Annotated in this window: 16 protein-coding genes and 6 pseudogenes; 14 read left to right on the forward strand and 8 right to left on the reverse strand. The window is 38.4% G+C overall.

Going from position 1 to position 18,080, the window contains the following annotated elements; all coding sequences use genetic code 11:
- Positions 1–19: 19 nt before the first annotated feature.
- The 7 genes and pseudogenes from PROCOU_RS18315 (at position 20) to PROCOU_RS06030 (ending at position 5,524) form a co-directional block, all read left to right on the forward strand.
- On the forward strand, positions 20–280 hold the full coding sequence (locus PROCOU_RS18315; protein WP_244266243.1) for a FadR/GntR family transcriptional regulator: 261 nt from the start codon (positions 20–22) through the stop codon (positions 278–280).
- Positions 281–289: 9 nt separating this feature from the next.
- Positions 290–706 (forward strand): FadR/GntR family transcriptional regulator, encoded by a 417-nt coding sequence (locus PROCOU_RS18320; protein ID WP_244266244.1) that lies wholly within the window; start codon positions 290–292, stop codon positions 704–706.
- Positions 707–1,163: 457 nt separating this feature from the next.
- Positions 1,164–2,487 (forward strand): annotated as a pseudogene (locus PROCOU_RS06015) (PTS sugar transporter subunit IIC).
- 1 nt (position 2,488) lies between these two features.
- A pseudogene (locus tag PROCOU_RS06020) lies at positions 2,489–3,909 on the forward strand (glycoside hydrolase family 1 protein).
- A gap of 185 nt (positions 3,910–4,094) precedes the next feature.
- Positions 4,095–4,460 carry an FGGY family carbohydrate kinase gene (locus PROCOU_RS06025; RefSeq protein ID WP_036070482.1) on the forward strand — a complete coding sequence of 122 codons (366 nt, stop codon included), beginning with the start codon at positions 4,095–4,097 and terminating at the stop codon, positions 4,458–4,460.
- 25 nt (positions 4,461–4,485) lie between these two features.
- Positions 4,486–4,788 carry an FGGY family carbohydrate kinase gene (locus tag PROCOU_RS19250; protein ID WP_077913344.1) on the forward strand — a complete coding sequence of 101 codons (303 nt, stop codon included), beginning with the start codon at positions 4,486–4,488 and terminating at the stop codon, positions 4,786–4,788.
- Positions 4,715–5,524, forward strand: a complete 810-nt coding sequence (locus tag PROCOU_RS06030; protein ID WP_036070484.1) for an FGGY-family carbohydrate kinase — start codon at positions 4,715–4,717, stop codon at positions 5,522–5,524. The genes PROCOU_RS19250 and PROCOU_RS06030 overlap by 74 nt, the downstream gene beginning before the upstream one ends.
- A 107-nt stretch (positions 5,525–5,631) precedes the next feature.
- On the opposite strand, the pseudogene PROCOU_RS06035 reads toward PROCOU_RS06030, so the two are convergent.
- Positions 5,632–6,428 (reverse strand): annotated as a pseudogene (locus tag PROCOU_RS06035) (Cof-type HAD-IIB family hydrolase).
- A gap of 177 nt (positions 6,429–6,605) precedes the next feature.
- On the opposite strand from PROCOU_RS06035, the pseudogene yjfP reads away from it, so the two are divergent.
- Together yjfP and PROCOU_RS06045 are read left to right on the forward strand one after the other, a co-directional pair.
- Positions 6,606–7,360: pseudogene (gene yjfP / locus PROCOU_RS19045) on the forward strand (esterase).
- Between the two features lie 61 nt (positions 7,361–7,421).
- Entirely contained in the window at positions 7,422–7,730 is a 309-nt protein-coding gene (locus PROCOU_RS06045) for a metal-sulfur cluster assembly factor (protein ID WP_036070487.1), read from the forward strand.
- A 65-nt stretch (positions 7,731–7,795) separates the two neighbouring features.
- On the opposite strand, the gene PROCOU_RS06050 is transcribed toward PROCOU_RS06045, so the two are convergent.
- Positions 7,796–8,143 carry a PTS sugar transporter subunit IIA gene (locus tag PROCOU_RS06050; protein WP_036070489.1) on the reverse strand — a complete coding sequence of 116 codons (348 nt, stop codon included), beginning with the start codon at positions 8,141–8,143 and terminating at the stop codon, positions 7,796–7,798.
- Between the two features lie 149 nt (positions 8,144–8,292).
- Between PROCOU_RS06050 and PROCOU_RS06055 the strand changes: the two genes are divergently transcribed.
- Together PROCOU_RS06055 and PROCOU_RS06060 are read left to right on the forward strand one after the other, a co-directional pair.
- Positions 8,293–8,490 carry a hypothetical protein gene (locus PROCOU_RS06055; RefSeq protein WP_036070491.1) on the forward strand — a complete coding sequence of 66 codons (198 nt, stop codon included), beginning with the start codon at positions 8,293–8,295 and terminating at the stop codon, positions 8,488–8,490.
- Between the two features lie 786 nt (positions 8,491–9,276).
- Complete coding sequence (locus tag PROCOU_RS06060; RefSeq protein WP_036070494.1) at positions 9,277–9,795, forward strand: type 1 glutamine amidotransferase domain-containing protein; 519 nt, start codon at positions 9,277–9,279, stop codon at positions 9,793–9,795.
- A gap of 415 nt (positions 9,796–10,210) precedes the next feature.
- On the opposite strand, the gene PROCOU_RS17090 is transcribed toward PROCOU_RS06060, so the two are convergent.
- Both PROCOU_RS17090 and PROCOU_RS06070 read right to left on the reverse strand, forming a co-directional pair.
- Positions 10,211–10,633, reverse strand: coding sequence for a DUF805 domain-containing protein (locus PROCOU_RS17090; RefSeq protein WP_077913347.1), 423 nt, complete (start codon positions 10,631–10,633; stop codon positions 10,211–10,213).
- Between the two features lie 127 nt (positions 10,634–10,760).
- The gene (locus tag PROCOU_RS06070) at positions 10,761–12,050 is read right to left on the reverse strand and encodes an NCS2 family permease (RefSeq protein ID WP_036070500.1); all 1,290 of its coding nucleotides are present in this window, start codon (positions 12,048–12,050) and stop codon (positions 10,761–10,763) included.
- 193 nt (positions 12,051–12,243) lie between these two features.
- On the opposite strand from PROCOU_RS06070, the gene PROCOU_RS06075 reads away from it, so the two are divergent.
- Together PROCOU_RS06075 and PROCOU_RS06080 are read left to right on the forward strand one after the other, a co-directional pair.
- Entirely contained in the window at positions 12,244–12,891 is a 648-nt protein-coding gene (locus tag PROCOU_RS06075) for an HAD family hydrolase (protein WP_036070502.1), read from the forward strand.
- 34 nt (positions 12,892–12,925) lie between these two features.
- A complete protein-coding gene (locus tag PROCOU_RS06080; RefSeq protein ID WP_051994239.1) occupies positions 12,926–13,216 on the forward strand; it encodes a hypothetical protein in 291 nt (96 codons plus the stop codon).
- 107 nt (positions 13,217–13,323) lie between these two features.
- Here PROCOU_RS06080 and PROCOU_RS06085 read toward each other — a convergent pair whose 3' ends face one another.
- From PROCOU_RS06085 to PROCOU_RS06095, 3 genes and pseudogenes are all read right to left on the reverse strand, one after another.
- Entirely contained in the window at positions 13,324–14,463 is a 1,140-nt protein-coding gene (locus tag PROCOU_RS06085; RefSeq protein ID WP_036070507.1) for a pyridoxal phosphate-dependent aminotransferase, read from the reverse strand.
- Between the two features lie 67 nt (positions 14,464–14,530).
- Positions 14,531–15,254: pseudogene (locus tag PROCOU_RS06090) on the reverse strand (amino acid ABC transporter ATP-binding protein).
- Positions 15,247–16,715 (reverse strand): annotated as a pseudogene (locus tag PROCOU_RS06095) (ABC transporter substrate-binding protein/permease). The pseudogenes PROCOU_RS06090 and PROCOU_RS06095 overlap by 8 nt, the downstream one beginning before the upstream one ends.
- Positions 16,716–16,963: 248 nt before the next feature.
- Here PROCOU_RS06095 and PROCOU_RS06100 point away from each other — a divergent pair.
- Positions 16,964–17,410 (forward strand): hypothetical protein, encoded by a 447-nt coding sequence (locus PROCOU_RS06100; RefSeq protein ID WP_036070510.1) that lies wholly within the window; start codon positions 16,964–16,966, stop codon positions 17,408–17,410.
- Between the two features lie 59 nt (positions 17,411–17,469).
- Here the strand turns inward: PROCOU_RS06100 and PROCOU_RS06105 are convergent, their stop codons facing one another.
- Complete coding sequence (locus PROCOU_RS06105) at positions 17,470–17,988, reverse strand: hypothetical protein (RefSeq protein WP_036070512.1); 519 nt, start codon at positions 17,986–17,988, stop codon at positions 17,470–17,472.
- Between the last annotated feature and the right edge of the window lie 92 nt (positions 17,989–18,080).

The following is an 18,080-nucleotide window of genomic DNA, read 5'->3' on the forward strand; positions in this document are numbered from 1 at the left end:
ATGATTAGGAGGAGATAAAATGCGTGAAAATTTGGTGGAAAATACAGCTGATAAACTACTTGAATACATACGCGTAAAGGAATTTAAGCTGGGAGACAAATTACCTAATGAATATGCTCTTGCTGAGGAATTACATGTAGGGCGGAGTACTATCAGAGAGGTAGTTAGAATATTAGTTGCGCGTAATATACTGCAAGTTAGGCAAGGTTCTGGAACGTATATAAGTGAGGGGAAGGGCATTGCCAAAGATCCCTTAGGGTTCTCTTTAATTAAAAAATAAAAAATAAAAATGATTAAAGATTTGTTTGTATTAAGGTGGATATTAGAGCCACCAATGGCAGCCTTAGCTGCAAAAAATGCTACAGCAGATCAAATAAGCCATATGTTTCACTTAAAAGAGGCTATAGAAGCCTCCTTCAAAAATAATACTGATGAACACGTAGAACTAGATATAGCGTTGCATACAACTATTGCCGAAGCTAGTGGGAATGTGGCCCTTTTTCATATTGTGCCTATTATTAATGAATCTATCGCCCTGTTTAATGAAAATTATAATGTGAGTAATTTAAAAACTGAAACAATAGAGCTGCACAATGACTTAGTAAATGCGATTGCAAAACATGATGAACTAAACGCATTAGATGCCATGACAGTACATATGGCAAACAATAGAAAGGAATTTAGTAAAATTAGTAAGTTAGAATAACAAAAAGTATTGACAAGTCATCTGATGTATTTTATAGTAAATACATCAGATGACTTGTTAGGGGTGATATACATAGAATTAAGCTTTGTAATTAAAAATTTAGTAAGTTTCCAAAGTGTATGAAACAAATCCCAATATACAACAAAATAGTTTGTGCTGTTTATGTTGTAGGTTTGGAGAATCAGTATCTTTAGGTTTAAGTATTGATAAATCAGAACCTTTAAAACAATTGAAAGCGTAATCATTCAGCGAGAAAATTATATATAGGTAAATAGAGATGTGAAGAAACAGTTCATGTGTAAACTGAGAATCTATAGGCAATATTTGACTGATAAAATTGCTAAGCGCATGATAAAGTATGTAAGAATGATTTATAGAGAAGAGAGATAGCAATGGGGCACTCAATAGTTCTTAATCTAGACTATATACGAGAAACACTAAATAAGGGGGAAGAATTATGGGAAGTGGATTTATGGGAAAGCTGTCAGATGTATTAGGAGGATTTGCAACAAAAGTTAATAGTTTACGCTATATCATGGTAATTAAAAATGCCTTTTCTGCACTTATTCCGGTTATTATTACAGGGGCATTCGGCACACTGTTTTCGGCGATGGTTTTCGATGCAGAAAATGGATTAGCAAAAATTGAGTTCTTGAGATTTTTAGCTGAATTGAAACCAATTGCTTCGTCGATTAGTTATGTCACCTTAAGCTTTTTAACAATTTATGCTGTATTCCTTATTGGGATAGAATTAGCCAAGCTGAATAAATTAAAAGGAGTTTTTCCAGGAATAATTGCGGTTATGTCGTACTTATCCGTTACGCCAACAATTTATCAATTCTTGTCTGATGATAAAAATATACTTGTAGAAAATGTTTTAGCCAAACAGTATACAGATACAAAAGGTTTATTTTTAGGAATGATTGTAGCGATACTATCTGTAGAGTTATATAGTTGGTTAGGTCGCCAAAAAAAAATTACAAATCAAAATGCCTGATACAGTGCCAGCGAATGTATCGGCTAGTTTTTCCGCCCTGGTTCCTACTATAATAACGATTGCAGTCATGGCTACCGCAGGATTCGTTGTCAAAGCAATTACTGGTATGTATGCCTATGATATTATCTATCATCTTGTTCAACGACCTCTAGAAGGAGTGGTTCAAGGATTACCTGGAATATTACTTCTAATGCTAATAGCGCAAATTTTCTGGGTTATCGGGATTCACGGAAACCAGATGATAAAGCCGATAAGAGAGCCTTTACTACTTGCCTCAATTGCAGTAAATACGGAAGCTTTTGAATCTGGAAAAGAAATACCTAATATTATCACTATGCCTTTTTGGGATATGTATATGAGTATAGGTGGTTCCGGAGTAACGATTGGGCTACTTGTTGCAGTTTTCTTGGTCGGTAAAAGAGAAGATATGCGTGAAATAACAAAACTTTCTTCAGCACCGGGAATTTTTAACATCAACGAACCCGTTATTTTTGGTATGCCAATCATGTTGAATCCGATTTTGGCTATCCCATTTATAATTACTCCGCTAATAACGGGTACAATAGGCTATTTCGCAACAGCAACAGGTTTAGCAGCTAAAGCAGTTGTGATGGTTCCATGGCCGATGCCACCTATTGTTAATGCTTATTTAGCAACTGCTGGAGATTTGGGAGCAGTAGTTACCCAAATTGTTTGTATTATAGTTTCAATTCTTATCTACTTACCATTTGTGAAAATATCTAATACAACACAACAAAAAAAAATTCTTAGAAAAGAGGAATAATATGAAACTATCAATTCCAGAAAATTTTATTCTTGGTGCGGCCTCATCAGCGTGGCAAACCGAGGGCTGGAGCGGAAAGAAAGAAGGACAAGACTCCTATCTTGATTCATGGTATAAAAACGAAAAATTTGTTTGGCATAATGGATATGGGCCTGCAGTTGCGACTAATTTTATGGAACAGTATCAAGAGGATATTGACTTAATGAAAGAGATTGGCCTTACTCATTATAGAACTTCTATTAATTGGTCCCGTTTTTTTACTGATTATGAGAATTTAATTGTTGATGAGGACTATGCGCAACATATTGATGATGTTGTAAACGCATTGTTAAAAGCCGGTGTTGAACCTATGTTGTGCCTGGAACACTATGAATTGCCGGTTTATTTATCTGAAAAATATGATGGGTGGTCATCGAGAAAAGTAGTAGATTTGTATTCCGGTTATGCAAAGATAGCTTTTGAGCGCTATGGAGACAGGGTGAAGCAATGGTTTACTTTCAATGAACCAATAGTTCCTCAAACACGTATCTATCTAGATGCTATCAGATGGCCTCACGAGCAAAACACCGCAAAATGGATGTTATGGAATTATCACAAAGTATTAGCGAGTGCTCAAGCAGTTAAGATATACCGCTCTTTAGGACTAACGGGAAGAGTTGGTTGTGTGTTAAATCCTGAGATGGTATATGCAAGGTCAGATTCAAAAGAAGACAAGAAAGCAGCTGAAATGTATGATTTATTTTATAATCGGGTATTTTTTGATCCTATGGTGAAAGGGAAGTATTCATCAGAGCTTATTGAGTTATGTACTAAATTCGATATTTATTTTAATCCTGCTGATGATGATTTATCGGTGATTAGAGAGAATACACTTGATTTTTTAGGGATTAATCAATATTATCCAAAAAGAGTCAAAGCCCCAAGATATGAGTGGAATAAGGCGACTCCGTTTCATCCTGAAATGTTCTTTGAGAATTTTGATTTACCCGGAAAAAAAAAATGAATGACTCACGAGGATGGGAAATATATCCAAAGATTGTTTATGACATGGCTCACTATTTAAAAGAAAATTATGGAGATATCCCGTGGCTTATCACCGAAAATGGAATGGGCAGAGAAAATGAAGAAAACTATATGAATGATGCAGGTATTGTAAATGACAACTATAGAATTGATTTTATTAAGCAACACATCCAATGGTTGCTAAAAGCTGTTGAAGAAGGATCATCGTGTGAAGGATACATGTTATGGGCATTTACAGATTGTGTTTCTCCAATGAATGCCTTTAAAAATCGATATGGGCTAATAAGAATCGAACTAGATGAAAAAAGAACTCGTTCTAAGAAGGTATCAGCTGAATGGTACAAATCAATTATTCAAAATCGGGTATTAGAGCTACCAGATGAACGCGGCTGGAAATAGTATAAGGAGCCTGATTATATTCGTGGCTAGCTAAGAAAAGTAATGCCAGATTATTAAAGTTAGAAAATATAAGCAACATAAATGGAGTCCTCATGACGAAGTATTGGAATCATGAGGACACATTAATGTATGTAGGAAGCTGTATTACAGGACATTACCTATTTGGAGGGGACGAAATTTAAAAAATGAGTGATAGTATGGAAAATTTATTATTAGCAATAGACGTTGGAACGACTTCAATTAAATTTGTCATTTTCAATGAAGAAAGAGTAATATATACTAAGTCAGCGAGGATTAAGACCTTTAAAGAAGCTGATAAAGCTACCCAAAGCCCAACAGATATTTTAACAAGTATCAAATTAAACATTAAAGAAATAACGGCTCTTTACTCAGATATAGATACTATCAGCTTTAGTACTGCTATGCATACATTAATCCCCATATCTCATGAAGCGGAGCATGATACGATGTTCCTATGGTCTGATAATAGGGCGGCAGATACAATTTTAGAATTCAAAAAAAATAGCCAACGAACTTTTTTTATTTTATAATAAAACAGGAACACCTATTCATGGTATGAGCCCTTTCGCTAAGTTATTACATTTCAAAGAGAAATCCAATAGTTGGTTCAATAATGTTTCCGTGTGGCATGACATGAAATCTTTTTTAATGAGCTATTTTGTAAATGAGTTTGTGACAGATTTTTCAATAGCTTCGGCGACGGGATTGTTCAATAGCATGGATTTTAAATGGGACGAAGATATATTATCGTTTCTTCAATTATCAGACAGCAAACTGCCACGACTTGTTCACCCGAAAACAATTTTTAACATATCAAAAAAAAGCTTCACTAGAACTGAGTTTAAAACCAAATACTAAAATTATGATAGGTGCTAGCGATGGGTGTTTAGCTTCCTTAGCTAGCTCTCAACAAAATAGTACCGCAGAAAACCTAACTCTAGGAACTAGTGGCTCAATTAGGCAACTGTCTACAACGCGATATCTAGGTTCGTATATGGAAAGTTTTTGTTATTATTTAGATACAGACAAGTGGGTAGTTGGTGGACCTACAAATAATGGAGGGATAGTACTAGAGTGGCTCAGTGATTTGTTTTATGATGACAAAGCTGAAATATTTGCTCAATTAAAGCATTTGGGCAAAGCACCTGACTTATTTTTTTTCCCGTATATGCAAGGAGAGCGTGCTCCAATTTGGAATGAAAAAGAAACAGGGAGTTTTAAAGGTCTAAACATTACCCACGGACGTCCGGAAATTATTCAGTCCGTTTTAGAAGGCATAATTTTCAATCTTAAATATATCCTCTCTTTATTACCGGTTACTCATGATAAGAATCCCTTAGTTTTGAATGGGGGAACAGTACAAAATAAAGAAATTGCGCAGATGATTGCATCTGTTTTTAATAGAGAATGCCATGTTTCCAATAGAACAGAACCAACGCAAGGGTTATTTTATTGGTGGAAAAAGGGCAAAGAAATTGAAACTACTTTGACCAACGTATATCTTCCTGTTGAATCTGAGCAGGATTACTATAATGAAAAATTTGGTAAGTTTGTTGAGGTACTTGAAACTGAAATACGTTTAGAAGGAACTTAATTTATGAAAAGCGCTAAAAAGCTCGATTGGTAGCTTTTTAGCGCTTTTTGAAACTTTGTAAGATTAGATATTAATGTTTCTGTAGCGCAAGGTTGGGATTTTCGACTTTAAACGCCGAGGTTTTCTTCTAAATATACTGCGATTCCGTCGTCTTCGTTAGTGAGTGTTACGGTGTTTGCTACGTTTTTAAGGGAATCAATCGCATTGCCCATTGCAACGCCTACGCCTGCAAAATCAAGCATTTCAAGATCATTATCTTCATCGCCAAAAGCAATAATGTCTTTTCGATCAATACCGAGGAAACGGCTGGCAGCTTGAATCCCAATCGCTTTATGCACGCCGAATTTTGTCATTTCCATTGCTGGCCATTCTGCGCCCCAATTGCGGTATGTTACGATGTTGGAAAGCCGTGAATCCATGTGGTTGCTAACTTCTTGTAACAATTCATGGCTTGCAAAGAACAGTAGGGATGTGGGATCGGTTGTGATTGTGTTTCGTAAATCACCGATAAAAACATTATCTTTACCTTGCTGAAACATGTCTGGTACACTGGCATTTCGTTCACGCAGAAACACATTGTCTTGTACTTCAGCAGCAATATTGTCTAACGCATAATTGGTTGAAAAATCAAGTAGTTCATGCGCTGTTTTTAAGTCAATGGCTTGGTGATAGGCACTACTAAAATTTATGTCACGTGGATGATGAAATACGGCACCATTAAAATTCACAATTGGTGTGTCAAGGCCGAGTTCATAATAATACATATGACTCATGCGGTAGGGGCGACCGGTAGCAATCATGATTTCGTGACCTTTCTTTCGAGCACGTTCCAGTACTTTTTTTTGTTCGATCTGAAATGGTTTGGTCACTTTTTTAGAGCAGTGCCATCGAGATCGAGAACGATTAGTTTTTTTTGTCATATATGTCTCCTCATTCTTTCCATAATTCGTATATCTAGTTCCTGTTTTGATAAAGTGATAGAATAGATAGTGTACCTTTATGATAGACGTTCGGGCGCTCTTTGTAAACGCCTAAGTGCTTTACAGAAGCTTAATAAATCATATAGAAATGAGGTTTACCAATGATTGAAGTGGAACATAAGTGGATAAAAGAAATTCCGGTTTTACACGTTTATGACGCAACACATGCGACTGAGAAATTACCAACTGTCTTTTTTTTATCACGGTTTTCAATCGCAAAAGGAGTTATATTTGCCGTACGCTTATTTATTAGCGCAACGAGGCATGCGGGTGATATTGCCAGACGCGGGAATGCATGGAGAAAGATATGCAGATGAGTCGGAAACAGAGCAGGCGATTTATTTTTGGGATACCGTTCGTGAGAATATTGATGAGTTGCCTATACTTAGAGATGCGCTAGATGCCGAGGGTTTGATTGATACATCGAGGCTTGCAGTCGGTGGATTTTCAATGGGAGCGATCACGAGCTACGGGATGTTGGCGCAGTATGACTGGTTAAAAGTAGGGGTATGTCTCGCAGGAAGTTCATACTATGGTCATTTTGCGAAGACACTTGCAGAGGGTGTCATGAAGCAGGGCGTTGAGTTTCCGTTTGATGTGGATGCACGGATTCGTGAGCTGGCACCATATGATTTGAGTGCAGCACCTACGAAATTAAAAAAACCGCCCGTTGATGATTTGGCATGGAAAAGCGGATGATGTGGTGCCATTTAAATATAGTGAGAAGCTATATGAGGTACTGGTTGAGGAGGATATGTCGGATAATGTCGCCTTTATGGTAGACGAAAAGGCGAAACACAAAATTTCGATTGAGGGAATGTTAGCCGGTGTTGGCTTTTTAGAAGAAAAATTATAATGAAAATCATTCTCAACTATGTTACAATAATGTGAGGAAATCAAAAGGAGGCTACTACTTCATGGATGCAGAACTAAAAGAGAATTTGATGGGTGCGTTAGAGCAAGTAATCGACCCAGAGCTAGGTATCGATATTGTTAATATTGGGCTAGTTTACGATGTAGACTTGGATGAGGACGGACTTTGTACAGTAACGATGACATTAACGACGATGGGATGCCCGCTTGCCGGAGTTTTGACTGATCAGGTGCGTGTAGCAATGTCGGATATTCCAGAAGTGAAAGATACGAAAGTGGACCTTGTGTGGACACCGGCTTGGACGAAAGATCGGATGTCTCGCTATGCTAAGATTGCACTCGGTATAAGATAAAAGATACGTGGATAAGTTAGCAACATCGAATAAACGGTGTGGCGGACTTATCTTCGTATCTTTTTTTAGTTATTCTCTAGCTTTGTGATGCGTGCTTCTAGTTTACTCTGCTTTTCATATTGGCGAACGATTTGTTTTGCTAAATTAAGTTCGGCCTGTGCGGTCATCAAATGATCTTGACCGTGAACCAATAAAAAAGATGGTGTTATTTCCTTATCAGAGCTACGACGAGAAACCAGCTTTGTTTGCCAAGCGTGTCCTTCTAAGAATTGTGCTTCTGCCTCTCGCAAATGAGATGTCGCCTCTTCAAAATGATAGTTTTCAGCGGCCGTTATGGCAGCATAAGCTTCTTTTCGTGTATTTCCGCCATGAAGAATTAATTTTACAATGGCTTCTTCCGTATGGATATCCATTTTTTCACCCCATTAAAGCTATTTATCTTATTGTAGCAAAGCCTGCGAGTAATTACTATTATTAGGTTAATCAGACTATGGTATGATGACATGGAGCAGAAATTTGAGATATAATAAAGCTATTAAAGCGGACGGAAAGAGGGATAGTCATGGAAGAAAGATTGTATGACCTTGAGGATAAAGTGCAAGACTTAGAACTCGAAGTATTGAGTTTACGTCAACAAGTAAATGAGCTGGAGCAAGCAAAGACAACAAAATCGCACCGAGGTAACTGGTCATGGGGATTATTTGCGTTGATTCCAATTGTAGCAATTATTTGTAATATGATTATACAATTAGCCGATTAAGAAAAAATACGCTGAGGTTTTGCGAAAATCATGTGAAGTAGTTTTTCTGCAGGCTAAAATAATTTCCCAGTCTTAGTGGGGAATTATTTTTTTTGTAATTTTGTTCGCCTCTGTTCGTATACCAAAGCGAAAAATTATACGTAAGAATTCACGCAATAACTAGATACAACCAAAAAAGTTGTTAAGTAAGCGCTTTTTTCGCGAAATGCCATATAAAAATCTATAAAACAAATTATTTTAGTCACAAAAATTACACAGTTTGTTCTCTTGCTTTTTTCGCCTATTAAAAGTAATATATATATATACCTTGCATTTGGTGTAAATTCTTATTTCGACAAAAGTATACAATGCTTGTCTATTTTTGTGGGGATAAGACCCTATCATGGTTATAATGGAATTCGGTGTATCCATCTTCCAAATGTTAAGCACTTGTGTTTATCATATGATTTCGCACCGATAACCATTATTTGTTTTCATTCATCTCATTTGCCATGTAGTTTTCGTTTGTGCCTCATCCCGTTAAGCATAAACATTCGAACATGATGGCGTGCCCAGTCAACTGACTGGGCTTTTTTTTGTTGCAGCTGTTCGAACAAAGTGAGTTACAGTTGCAACATGAGTGCGAGCGCAGCGAGCATTCGTTCATTAAAATTTCATGTCCGGCCATCTACCTGATACGGAATCTGACTCACTAGGAGCCGATGAATCCCTTCAAGCAAATTACTTCAAGCAAATCACTTCGACTGTTATACTTGGAGCAAGCAAATTTTGAAGGAGGACGATAAAATGAGATTACAAGGCAAAAAAATAATCGCTCTAATTAGTGAGGATTTTGAAGATTTAGAATTATGGTATCCTGTTTTACGTGTTCGTGAAGCTGGAGCAGAGGTTCATTTAGTTGGAGAAGAAGCTGGCACAGTATACCACGGAAAATATGGTGTTCCTGCAACAAGTGATTTGAGTTTTGAGGACATTCATGTGGAGGATTACGATGGTATTTTGGTTCCGGGAGGCTGGTCGCCAGATAAATTACGCCGTTTTGATAAAGTATTGGATTTTGTGCGTTACTTTGATGAAAAAAAGAAGCCGATTGGTCAAATTTGCCATGCTGGGTGGGTACTTATTTCGGCAGGAATTCTAGACGGTGTGAACGTTACTAGCACGCCTGGTATCAAAGATGATATGACGAATGCTGGCGCGATTTGGCATGATGAAGCAGTAGTGACAGATGGACATATTATTTCGAGCCGCCGTCCACCGGATTTACCAGAATATGTACCAGCGTTTATTGAAGCGTTTAAATAAAATGACAAAAAAGAGCCAAATTTGGCTCTTTTATCACGTGAAGTAATAACTAATTATGAAACCGATGAAGGATGGAATCGCTGCAACGGCCAGTAAGATGCTCCATCGTAATTGAATTTTGCGATTTGGATTTTCGGATCTGCCCACTGATACGAGCGCGGAACAGATGATTGACGCTAAAATTAAGACCATTAATACAAAAGAGAACAATGATGACATGCTGTACCCGGTCGTTAGTAGCGCGAAAACGATAACTAGTGCGGCAATTCCGATACCGCTAAAAAAATGCTTTCCACAAATGGCTCACTCTTTTCTATTCAATATCTCTTTCCTTTATAGCAGATATACAAGGTGAATGTCTAATAATATGGAAAAAAAACAAAAAAAGGACGATATTCACGCCCTCCTTGCTACATTAAAAGTCAAAATCATTACTAATTGCTGGTTCGCTGGGCAGGCACATGAAAATAATCATGATAATACTGCCTACAAATGGAATAAAGCCCAGCAAAACCAACCAACCACTTTTGTTAGAGTCATGCAAGCGACGAATCATTAAAGCTAATAATGGAGTGAAAGTTGCTAGCATGTATAACAATAAGAATCCAACGATAAGTAAGTTTGAGACCGATGTTAGGATAGAAGCAAAGTCTCTGATTGGTTCGTTTATTGTAGATGTTGTTGTGGCTATGATTATGAAGACTAGGATTAGTATGTAAAAAATACTGACAATAATCCCATTCCACAAAATGACATACCAATAAGCTGAACGCGATGAACGGCCAGTGAAATTCACATAATTCTTCCAAAAAGAAATATAAGCTTCAAAAAATCCCAAAATAAAACCCTCCCTTCTAAGATGTCGAATTATAGTATAGCATGGTTGGAAGTGTATTTGTTTGTCAAAATGGTGAATATTAAAAAGGACTGTATCCCAAGTTTAAATTGGAATGCAGCCCTTTTTTTTAATGTGGTAAGAACGCGACTAGAATGAAGAACAGAATCGCAATGACGATGACGAACCAGTTTAGTTCACGCCATTTCCCAGTGAAAACTTTTAATATTGGGTAAGAGATAAATCCGAAAGCTAGACCGATTGCAATACTTGATGTTAACGGCATCGCAAGGATAACTAGGAAGGCTGGGAAGGCTTCATCGAGCGTATCCCAATCGATTTCCTTAACAGCGCCAATCATCATGCTACCAACAATGATGAGCGCTGGTGCAGTGATTGCCGGAATACCAGATACTGCGCCAACAAGTGGTGCAAAAAAGGCAGAAACTAAGAATAATCCAGCAACGGTAAGCGTCGTTAAACCTGTACGACCACCTGTTGCAACCCCAGCAGAGGACTCGATGTAGGCACTTGTTGGGGTTGTACCGAACATGGAGCCGACACTTGTTGCAACGGCATCTGCAAGCAGGGCATGTTTGGCATTTGGTAAACTTTCACCTTTCATGAGACCAGCTCTTTTTGCAACTCCAATCATTGTTCCTGTTGTATCAAAAATGGTGATTAAGAGGAATGATAGGACAACGCCATAAAGGCTATACGTAATTACATCACCGAATGCATGGATTGGATTTGTGATGACTAAATCAGGCATCGATGGTACTTTAATAAAGCCGTTGAATTTCAGTTCGCCAGTGAAAAAGGCGATAATTCCGGTTGAAATCATCCCGATGAAAAGGGCACCTTTAACCCTCAATGCTAGGAAAATTAGCGTAATTAGAAGTCCTGTGATTGCTAGCAAGGCTTCTGGAGAGTGAAGATCGCCAAGTCCTACTAGATTGGAATCACTTTTTACGATAATTCCTGTCATCCGGAAACCTAGAAAAGCGATGAAAAGTCCGATACCAGCAGTAATCCCTGCTTTTAATGTATGAGGGATTGCTGTGATTAGTTTTTCGCGGAAGGGTGTTAAGGATAGTAGTAAGAAAATAATACCTGCTACGAAAACGGCGGTGAATGCGATCGCGTAGTCTAATTTTTGTGTTGTGACAACAGTGACGAAATAGGCGTTCATCCCAAGTCCAGGTGCGATTGCAATTGGGTAGTTGGCGAATAGTGCCATCCAGAGTGTTCCGATGACAGCTGAGATAATCGTTGCCATGAATACCGTGTTAAAAGGAACGCCTGCCGCTGAAAGGATTGCCGGGTTCACAACGATTATATAGACCATTGTTAAAAATGTTGTAAAACCTGAAATAACCTCTGTTTTGACGTCTGTTCCGTGAGCTTTTAGTTGAAACATGAAATTCCACTCCCTTATATAGTTAAAAAGATGATTTTTCGTCTCATTACGAACGTTTTAAATCACAATTACAATAATATTCGTTTTTCGGGTGAAATGCAAGCTTATTTTAGGAAGTCATATTCTTTTGAAGGATGAAACTATTTCGTATGGTATAATGAAGAGGTCGAAATATGAGAGTTGGAGGAATTTCATGAAAGCATTTGTTTTTGATTTTGATGGGACGATGATTGATACGGAAGCGGTTTGGTTTGATGAAACACAGAAGTATTTGCAGGAACATTATGGTATGAATTTGCCGATGGATGTGTATGAGAAAGTGGTGGGAAGCACGGATGAGCCACTTCTTCTCTACATGGCGGAGCAAACGAATGGAAAATTTGATGCGGCGGCTTTTCAGAAATACATAGATTTGCAAGTGCACAATGGCCGTGACAAATTGGAGATGCGTGATGGGTTTATGCGTTTATTCAATTATGCGAAAGATAATGGCTACAAAATTGGCTTAGCAACGAGTTCAGCGCGTGCTTGGGTTGATCCGATTTTAGAGAAGTTTGGAATCTTAGAGGATTTTGAAACGATTCAGACGGCAGATGATGTGGAGGTTATTAAGCCAGATCCAGCGCTTTATCGTCAAGCAGTGGAAGCTCTTGGCGTGAAACCAGAAGAAGCGGTTGCTGTGGAGGATTCGCGAAATGGTTCTTTATCCGCGGTTGGTGCAGGATTACACGTAATTGTTGTAAAAAATGAAGTGACAAAAGGTATTGTTTTCCCAGAAGGCACAAGCGTCTATGATTCATTTGAAGCTGTGGATTTGGATGCATTTTTAGCGGGTAAATAGAGTTAGAGGAGTGGTTGGAATGATTGAAAATACGATAAAAGAAGTCGAGTTATTTGAACAAATGAAGCATGGTGAGCCGGTGCTTTTTGTAACATCAATTGGCTATATCATTGGTATTACGGATATTCCAGATGAAATTCCGCATAGTGTTGTGAAGTTGAAAGATGTGTACATTAACTGTGTTTCGGCATCAAGAGTGAACCGCTTTTCGAAAGGCTTGACGATTTCGGTGGATCAGATTATTGGATTTAATGCATTGACGGCGGAAGAGATGGATCGGATGGTTACGAATTGGCAGGTATCCATGGCTCCTACAATAGGCTAAGTGCTTTTCGGTGTAAGTGAGAGGACCTCATTCCTATCTTTAACAGCAAAAAGTATGATTTAGTAAAAAGACAAGACCATGACATCGCGTCATGGTCTTATTAGTCATTAGAATGTTAATTTTTCTAGTCGGTCAAAGGCTTCTTTTAATACGTCCAAGTTTTGTGTTGCTGCCAGACGGACATAGTTGTCTCCGGTGTCTCCGAATGCCAAGCCAGGTATTAAGAGGACTTGGGTTTCCTTTAGGACATATTCGCAGAACGGAACGGAGGTCATGCCAGAGCCGCTGATGTTGATAAAGGCGTATATTGTGCCTTTGACGGGGTGGATTGACAGGTAAGGTATCTCGGCAACGCGTTTTCCGACGTATTCCAGCCGTTCTTGGAATGTTTTTGTGACAACGGGTATAAACTTCTCAGCGTTATTTAAAGCGTGTATGGCGGCTCTCTGAGATGGTGATGGGGCCGAGAACGTAATACCTTCATTGATTCCTTTTACGGCCTCGATAATGTAACTACCTGCAATCATATAACCAATGCGCCAACCAGTCATCGCAAAATTTTTCGAGAGACTACCGAGCGTGATAGTGTGCTCTGGTGCATATTTTGCCATCGGTGTGAATTTTTCGTAAAAACTAAAGCCATCGTAAACTTCATCGGATAGGATGTAAAAATCGTGTTTTTTTGCAATCTCAGCAATATCTTCAAAAATTTCTTTTGTGAAAACTGCACCTGTTGGGTTATTCGGTGAGTTTAGAATCAAGGCTTTTGTTTTATCGGTAATTGCGGCTTTTAAAATGTCTAGATTAATCGCAAAATCGTCTTTTTCATAGGTGGGAATAAAAATAGGTACGCCGCCAGCTGCTAAAACTTGATCTTTGTAGGGCGTAAAATAGGGCTCATGGATAATGACTTCATCGCCCGCATCAATAATTGCTTGTAGCGCCAGATACATACCATGACATGCGCCTACTGTTGCACGGATTTCGCTTGTTGGAAATTGCAAATCATACGTGCGGTCGTAAAATTCAGAGATGGCTTTGAGTAGTTCGAGATCACCAGATGCTTCGGTATATTTGGTTTGACCGTTTTTCACGTCTTGGAAGGATGCTTCGATGATTTCTTGATCGGTAATCAGATCAGGATCGCCGATGGAAAAGTCGATTAGATTAGGTGTTGTTTTCGCGATAGTCGTGATTTGAGAAAGAATATTGACAGGTGCTTGCTGGTATTTTTTCGCTAACTTCATTTAAAAACCTCCATCATATGTAGATAAAGAGGAATGCGTCTAAATCAGCATTCCTCTTTTTGATTTATTATAACACTTTTCCGAGGAAACTTTGTGTTCTTTCGTTTTGTGGGTTTGTAAAAATTTGCTCAGGTGTGCCTTGTTCTTGGATATAACCGCCGTCCATGAAGATGACGCGATCGGCCACTTCTTTGGCAAAGCCCATTTCATGCGTGACAACGACCATTGTCATACCTTCTTTGGCCAGACTCTGCATAACTTGTAATACTTCGCCGACCATTTCTGGATCAAGCGCAGATGTAGGTTCGTCAAAGAGCATCACATCTGGATTCATAGCCAAAGCACGCGCAATAGCAACCCGTTGTTTTTGTCCACCGGATAGGGACGATGGATAACTGTTTGCTTTATCTGCAAGACCTACTTTATCAAGTAAGGAGAGGGCGTGTTTTTTTTGCTTTTTCAGCCGTTTCACCTTTTACTTTTAGTGGTGCCAGAGTTAGATTTTCAAGCACTGTTTTATGGGGAAACAGGTTGAAGCTTTGGAACACCATACCCATCCGTTGACGCAATTCATTAATGTTGACGTTTTTATCAGTGAGGTTAGTGCCTTCAAATTGGATGACGCCGCCAGTCGGTTGCTCAAGCAGATTAAGGCAGCGTAAGAAGGTACTTTTTCCTGATCCTGAGGGGCCGATGACAACGACCACCTCACCTTGTTCTACCTCTATATCAATACCTTTTAAAACTTCTAATTTATCGAAATGCTTTTGTAGTTTGGTTACTTTAATCACTTGTTCTCATTCTCCTTTCAGCAACGCCTAGCAGTCTGGATAGACCGAATGTTAGGATAAAGTAAATTACGGCCGCGACTGCGTATGGTAGCACGGCATTAAAGCTAGCTCCTGCAACGACTCCGGACATAAACATCAACTCGGTGATACCAATAATGGATACAATGGATGATTCTTTAATCACGGTAATAAATTCATTGCCAAGTGCTGGTAAAATATTCTTGATTGCTTGTGGCAAAATAATATAGCGCATGCTTGCGACTTTCGTCATACCAAGACTACGTGCGGCTTCTTCTTGTCCCTTATCAACGGCCATAATTCCGGCACGAATGATTTCTGCGACATAGGCGGCACTATTTAGTGACAGGGCGATACAGCCGGCTACAATTGCTGGTAAGTTGAGTCCGCCGAATACGGCTGTTGTTCCGAAATAAACCAGGAAAATTTGAACGAGTAGTGGCGTTCCACGTACGAATTCAATGTAGCAGTTTGCTGGCCAGCGTAACCATCTTGTTTTAGCTAATTTCATTAGGGCAAGTAGCGCACCAAGAATAGAACCAAAAAGTACGCCAACAGCAGCGATTCCAATTGTATAAAGTGCTCCTTTAATGTAATAAGAACCATACTGTGTGAAGAAGTTACCATCTTTAAACATAGCTTTATTGGCTTCTTCTTGGTACTCTTTCAGTAAGTTCTTGTCCTTTATTTCTTGAAGAGAGGCATTGACACTTTTTTTGTAGCGAAGTCGTGCCTTTATTCATAGCGATTGCTGTTTGTTTCGTACCATTGACAAACTGTACATCAGATATCATCAAATCATCATATTGTGAAATATAAGCATCAGCAACCGGCCCCTCTAGTACAACGGCATCCAATTTCTTTTGCTGTAATTCAAGCATTAATGTGGTTACTTTCGATAATGATTTGACTTTCGCACCTGTGAGCTCATCTTGCGCAAGTGCTTCTTGCGTCGTTTGCTTTTGTGCTCCAACTGTTGCACCTTGAAAGTCGTTTGTTGTTTTAAATTTATCTTCATCTGCTTTCCGAATCACGACTTTTTGTTGTACGGTCATGTAGGGATCGGAGAAATCTACTTCCTTTAGACGTTCGGGGGTTGGTGACATACCAGAGATGATCATGTCAATTTTGTTTGTTTTTAAAGCAGGGAGGAGACTGTCGAAATCCATTTCTTTAATATCTAGTGTAACTCCCATATCTTTCGCAATTTTTTTTAGCGATACTAATGTCAAATCCAACAATTGTGTCCTTACCTTTTATCGTTTTATGGAATTCATATGGCGGATAATCAGCAGATAAACCAACCACCAAGCGGCCAGTTTTTTGAATATCGGCCAATGATGTGTCTTTTTCTACTGCTAAAACGGGAGAAAAGCTAGCAAATACCATCATTAGTATAAATAATATAGCGGTTAACTTGAGATAAAACTTCCCTTTAATCATGAGTACACTCCTTTATCATGTATATCATCTTGATAGTTTATGCATTTATATGAATAACTATTAAAGATGAACATATAATTTATAACTTCTTTCGATGGATATAATAATACATGTTTTTGAGTAATTATGCAATAGAATTTTTAATAAAAACATGTAGATGATTTTCGTTTGGCTAGAACACTAGTGTCATGTTATATTGAAAGCAAGTTATAGATACGATAGATTAAAAATAGGAAAGAAGGATAAATATGGGAAAAGAATTCGAGCTGGTGATGCAGGAAATGGAGTTTCCAAATGATTCTAGAGGAGTTTTTGATGGAACTCTTTTGTGTTTGGAGTTTTTTGTTGCTAAAAATAAGGTGGCTTATGATGCGGAGTCTGGAGAGCCAATGTTGCGCAGAGAAGATCGGCGTCTTGTAAATAGCTTGATTCAGGGAGAGTTTAAGGTGTTTGAGCAGAGAATGGAAGAGGAACAGAATATTAGGCCGTTACATCATTTGGATGCGCTTTTTAAGGCTTTGGAAGCAGGGTTGATTCATTTGTTTTCGCCGGAACAAGAGATTGAATTTGCCAATGTGGGGATTGAGGGCTTTATTCAGGTGTATAATGATCCAGATGTGCAGTCGAAACATGCCGATGCGATACTTGCAAAGATGTTGGGGAGCTTGGATGGAGAAATGGACGAGGAATATTGATAGATGAGATAGAAAATGCGGATGCAACCATTCTTTTAGCTGGTTGCATCCGCATTTTCTTAGAATTCTTCTTTTATAAGGCGCACAATGAAGGAAGTAAGTAAAAAGAAGGCGGGAGGTAGATAATCATTTTCTTGGTATTCGATAGATACAGCACTCCCTGATAAGGAACGGTCGATGATGATATGGCATGTGTCGGTATGATCAACCAAGACTTTGATGAACCCTTTTGGTTCGGGCTGGATAATATCTATACGGTGGTCTTCTTTTAAACCGCGAATATGCAAACTATGGTCACTACCGGCGATTTCCTTAAGCGAGATATCAAAATTTGGTTCAATATTGTGGTACACAACGGAAGATCCGTCTTCTCCGAGCCATCCAATTTCGATTGTTAGTGTTGCCGATTCTTGTTTTGTTTCATCGATGGAATAGCTGTACAGTGGTTGGTTGTTTTGAAAAGAGATGCGTGATGAAATTTTTTCGATGGTTCCGATAATCTCTTCATTTTCATTTTTAACTTCGATTGGGTTGCCTTTTCTTAGGACGAGTGGTTTTTGGAAGTGAAAGCTCGGCATAATATTATTCATCTCCTGACGTAGTATACAATTTTTAAGTCAATTATTTTTAACAGTCTTACATTAAAACTATTCCCTTTATTTAATAGAGA

It is taken from the genome of Listeria rocourtiae FSL F6-920, assembly GCF_000525975.1.
Taxonomy (GTDB): domain Bacteria; phylum Bacillota; class Bacilli; order Lactobacillales; family Listeriaceae; genus Listeria_A; species Listeria_A rocourtiae.

Bases quoted from the DNA above. Each gene is read 5' to 3' on its own strand.
- PROCOU_RS18320 (WP_244266244.1), top strand. From the start codon at position 290: ATGATTAAAGATTTGTTTGTATTAAGGTGGATATTAGAGCCACCAATG.
- PROCOU_RS06075 (WP_036070502.1), top strand. From the start codon at position 12,244: ATGAAAGCATTTGTTTTTGATTTTGATGGGACGATGATTGATACGGAA.
- PROCOU_RS19250 (WP_077913344.1), top strand. From the start codon at position 4,486: ATGAGCCCTTTCGCTAAGTTATTACATTTCAAAGAGAAATCCAATAGT.
- PROCOU_RS18315 (WP_244266243.1), top strand. From the start codon at position 20: ATGCGTGAAAATTTGGTGGAAAATACAGCTGATAAACTACTTGAATAC.
- PROCOU_RS06055 (WP_036070491.1), top strand. From the start codon at position 8,293: ATGGAAGAAAGATTGTATGACCTTGAGGATAAAGTGCAAGACTTAGAA.
- PROCOU_RS06045 (WP_036070487.1), top strand. From the start codon at position 7,422: ATGGATGCAGAACTAAAAGAGAATTTGATGGGTGCGTTAGAGCAAGTA.
- PROCOU_RS06050 (WP_036070489.1), bottom strand. From the start codon at position 8,143: ATGGATATCCATACGGAAGAAGCCATTGTAAAATTAATTCTTCATGGC.
- PROCOU_RS06085 (WP_036070507.1), bottom strand. From the start codon at position 14,463: ATGAAGTTAGCGAAAAAATACCAGCAAGCACCTGTCAATATTCTTTCT.
- PROCOU_RS06105 (WP_036070512.1), bottom strand. From the start codon at position 17,988: ATGCCGAGCTTTCACTTCCAAAAACCACTCGTCCTAAGAAAAGGCAAC.
- PROCOU_RS06025 (WP_036070482.1), top strand. From the start codon at position 4,095: ATGAGTGATAGTATGGAAAATTTATTATTAGCAATAGACGTTGGAACG.
- PROCOU_RS06070 (WP_036070500.1), bottom strand. From the start codon at position 12,050: ATGTTTCAACTAAAAGCTCACGGAACAGACGTCAAAACAGAGGTTATT.
- PROCOU_RS06100 (WP_036070510.1), top strand. From the start codon at position 16,964: ATGGGAAAAGAATTCGAGCTGGTGATGCAGGAAATGGAGTTTCCAAAT.
- PROCOU_RS06060 (WP_036070494.1), top strand. From the start codon at position 9,277: ATGAGATTACAAGGCAAAAAAATAATCGCTCTAATTAGTGAGGATTTT.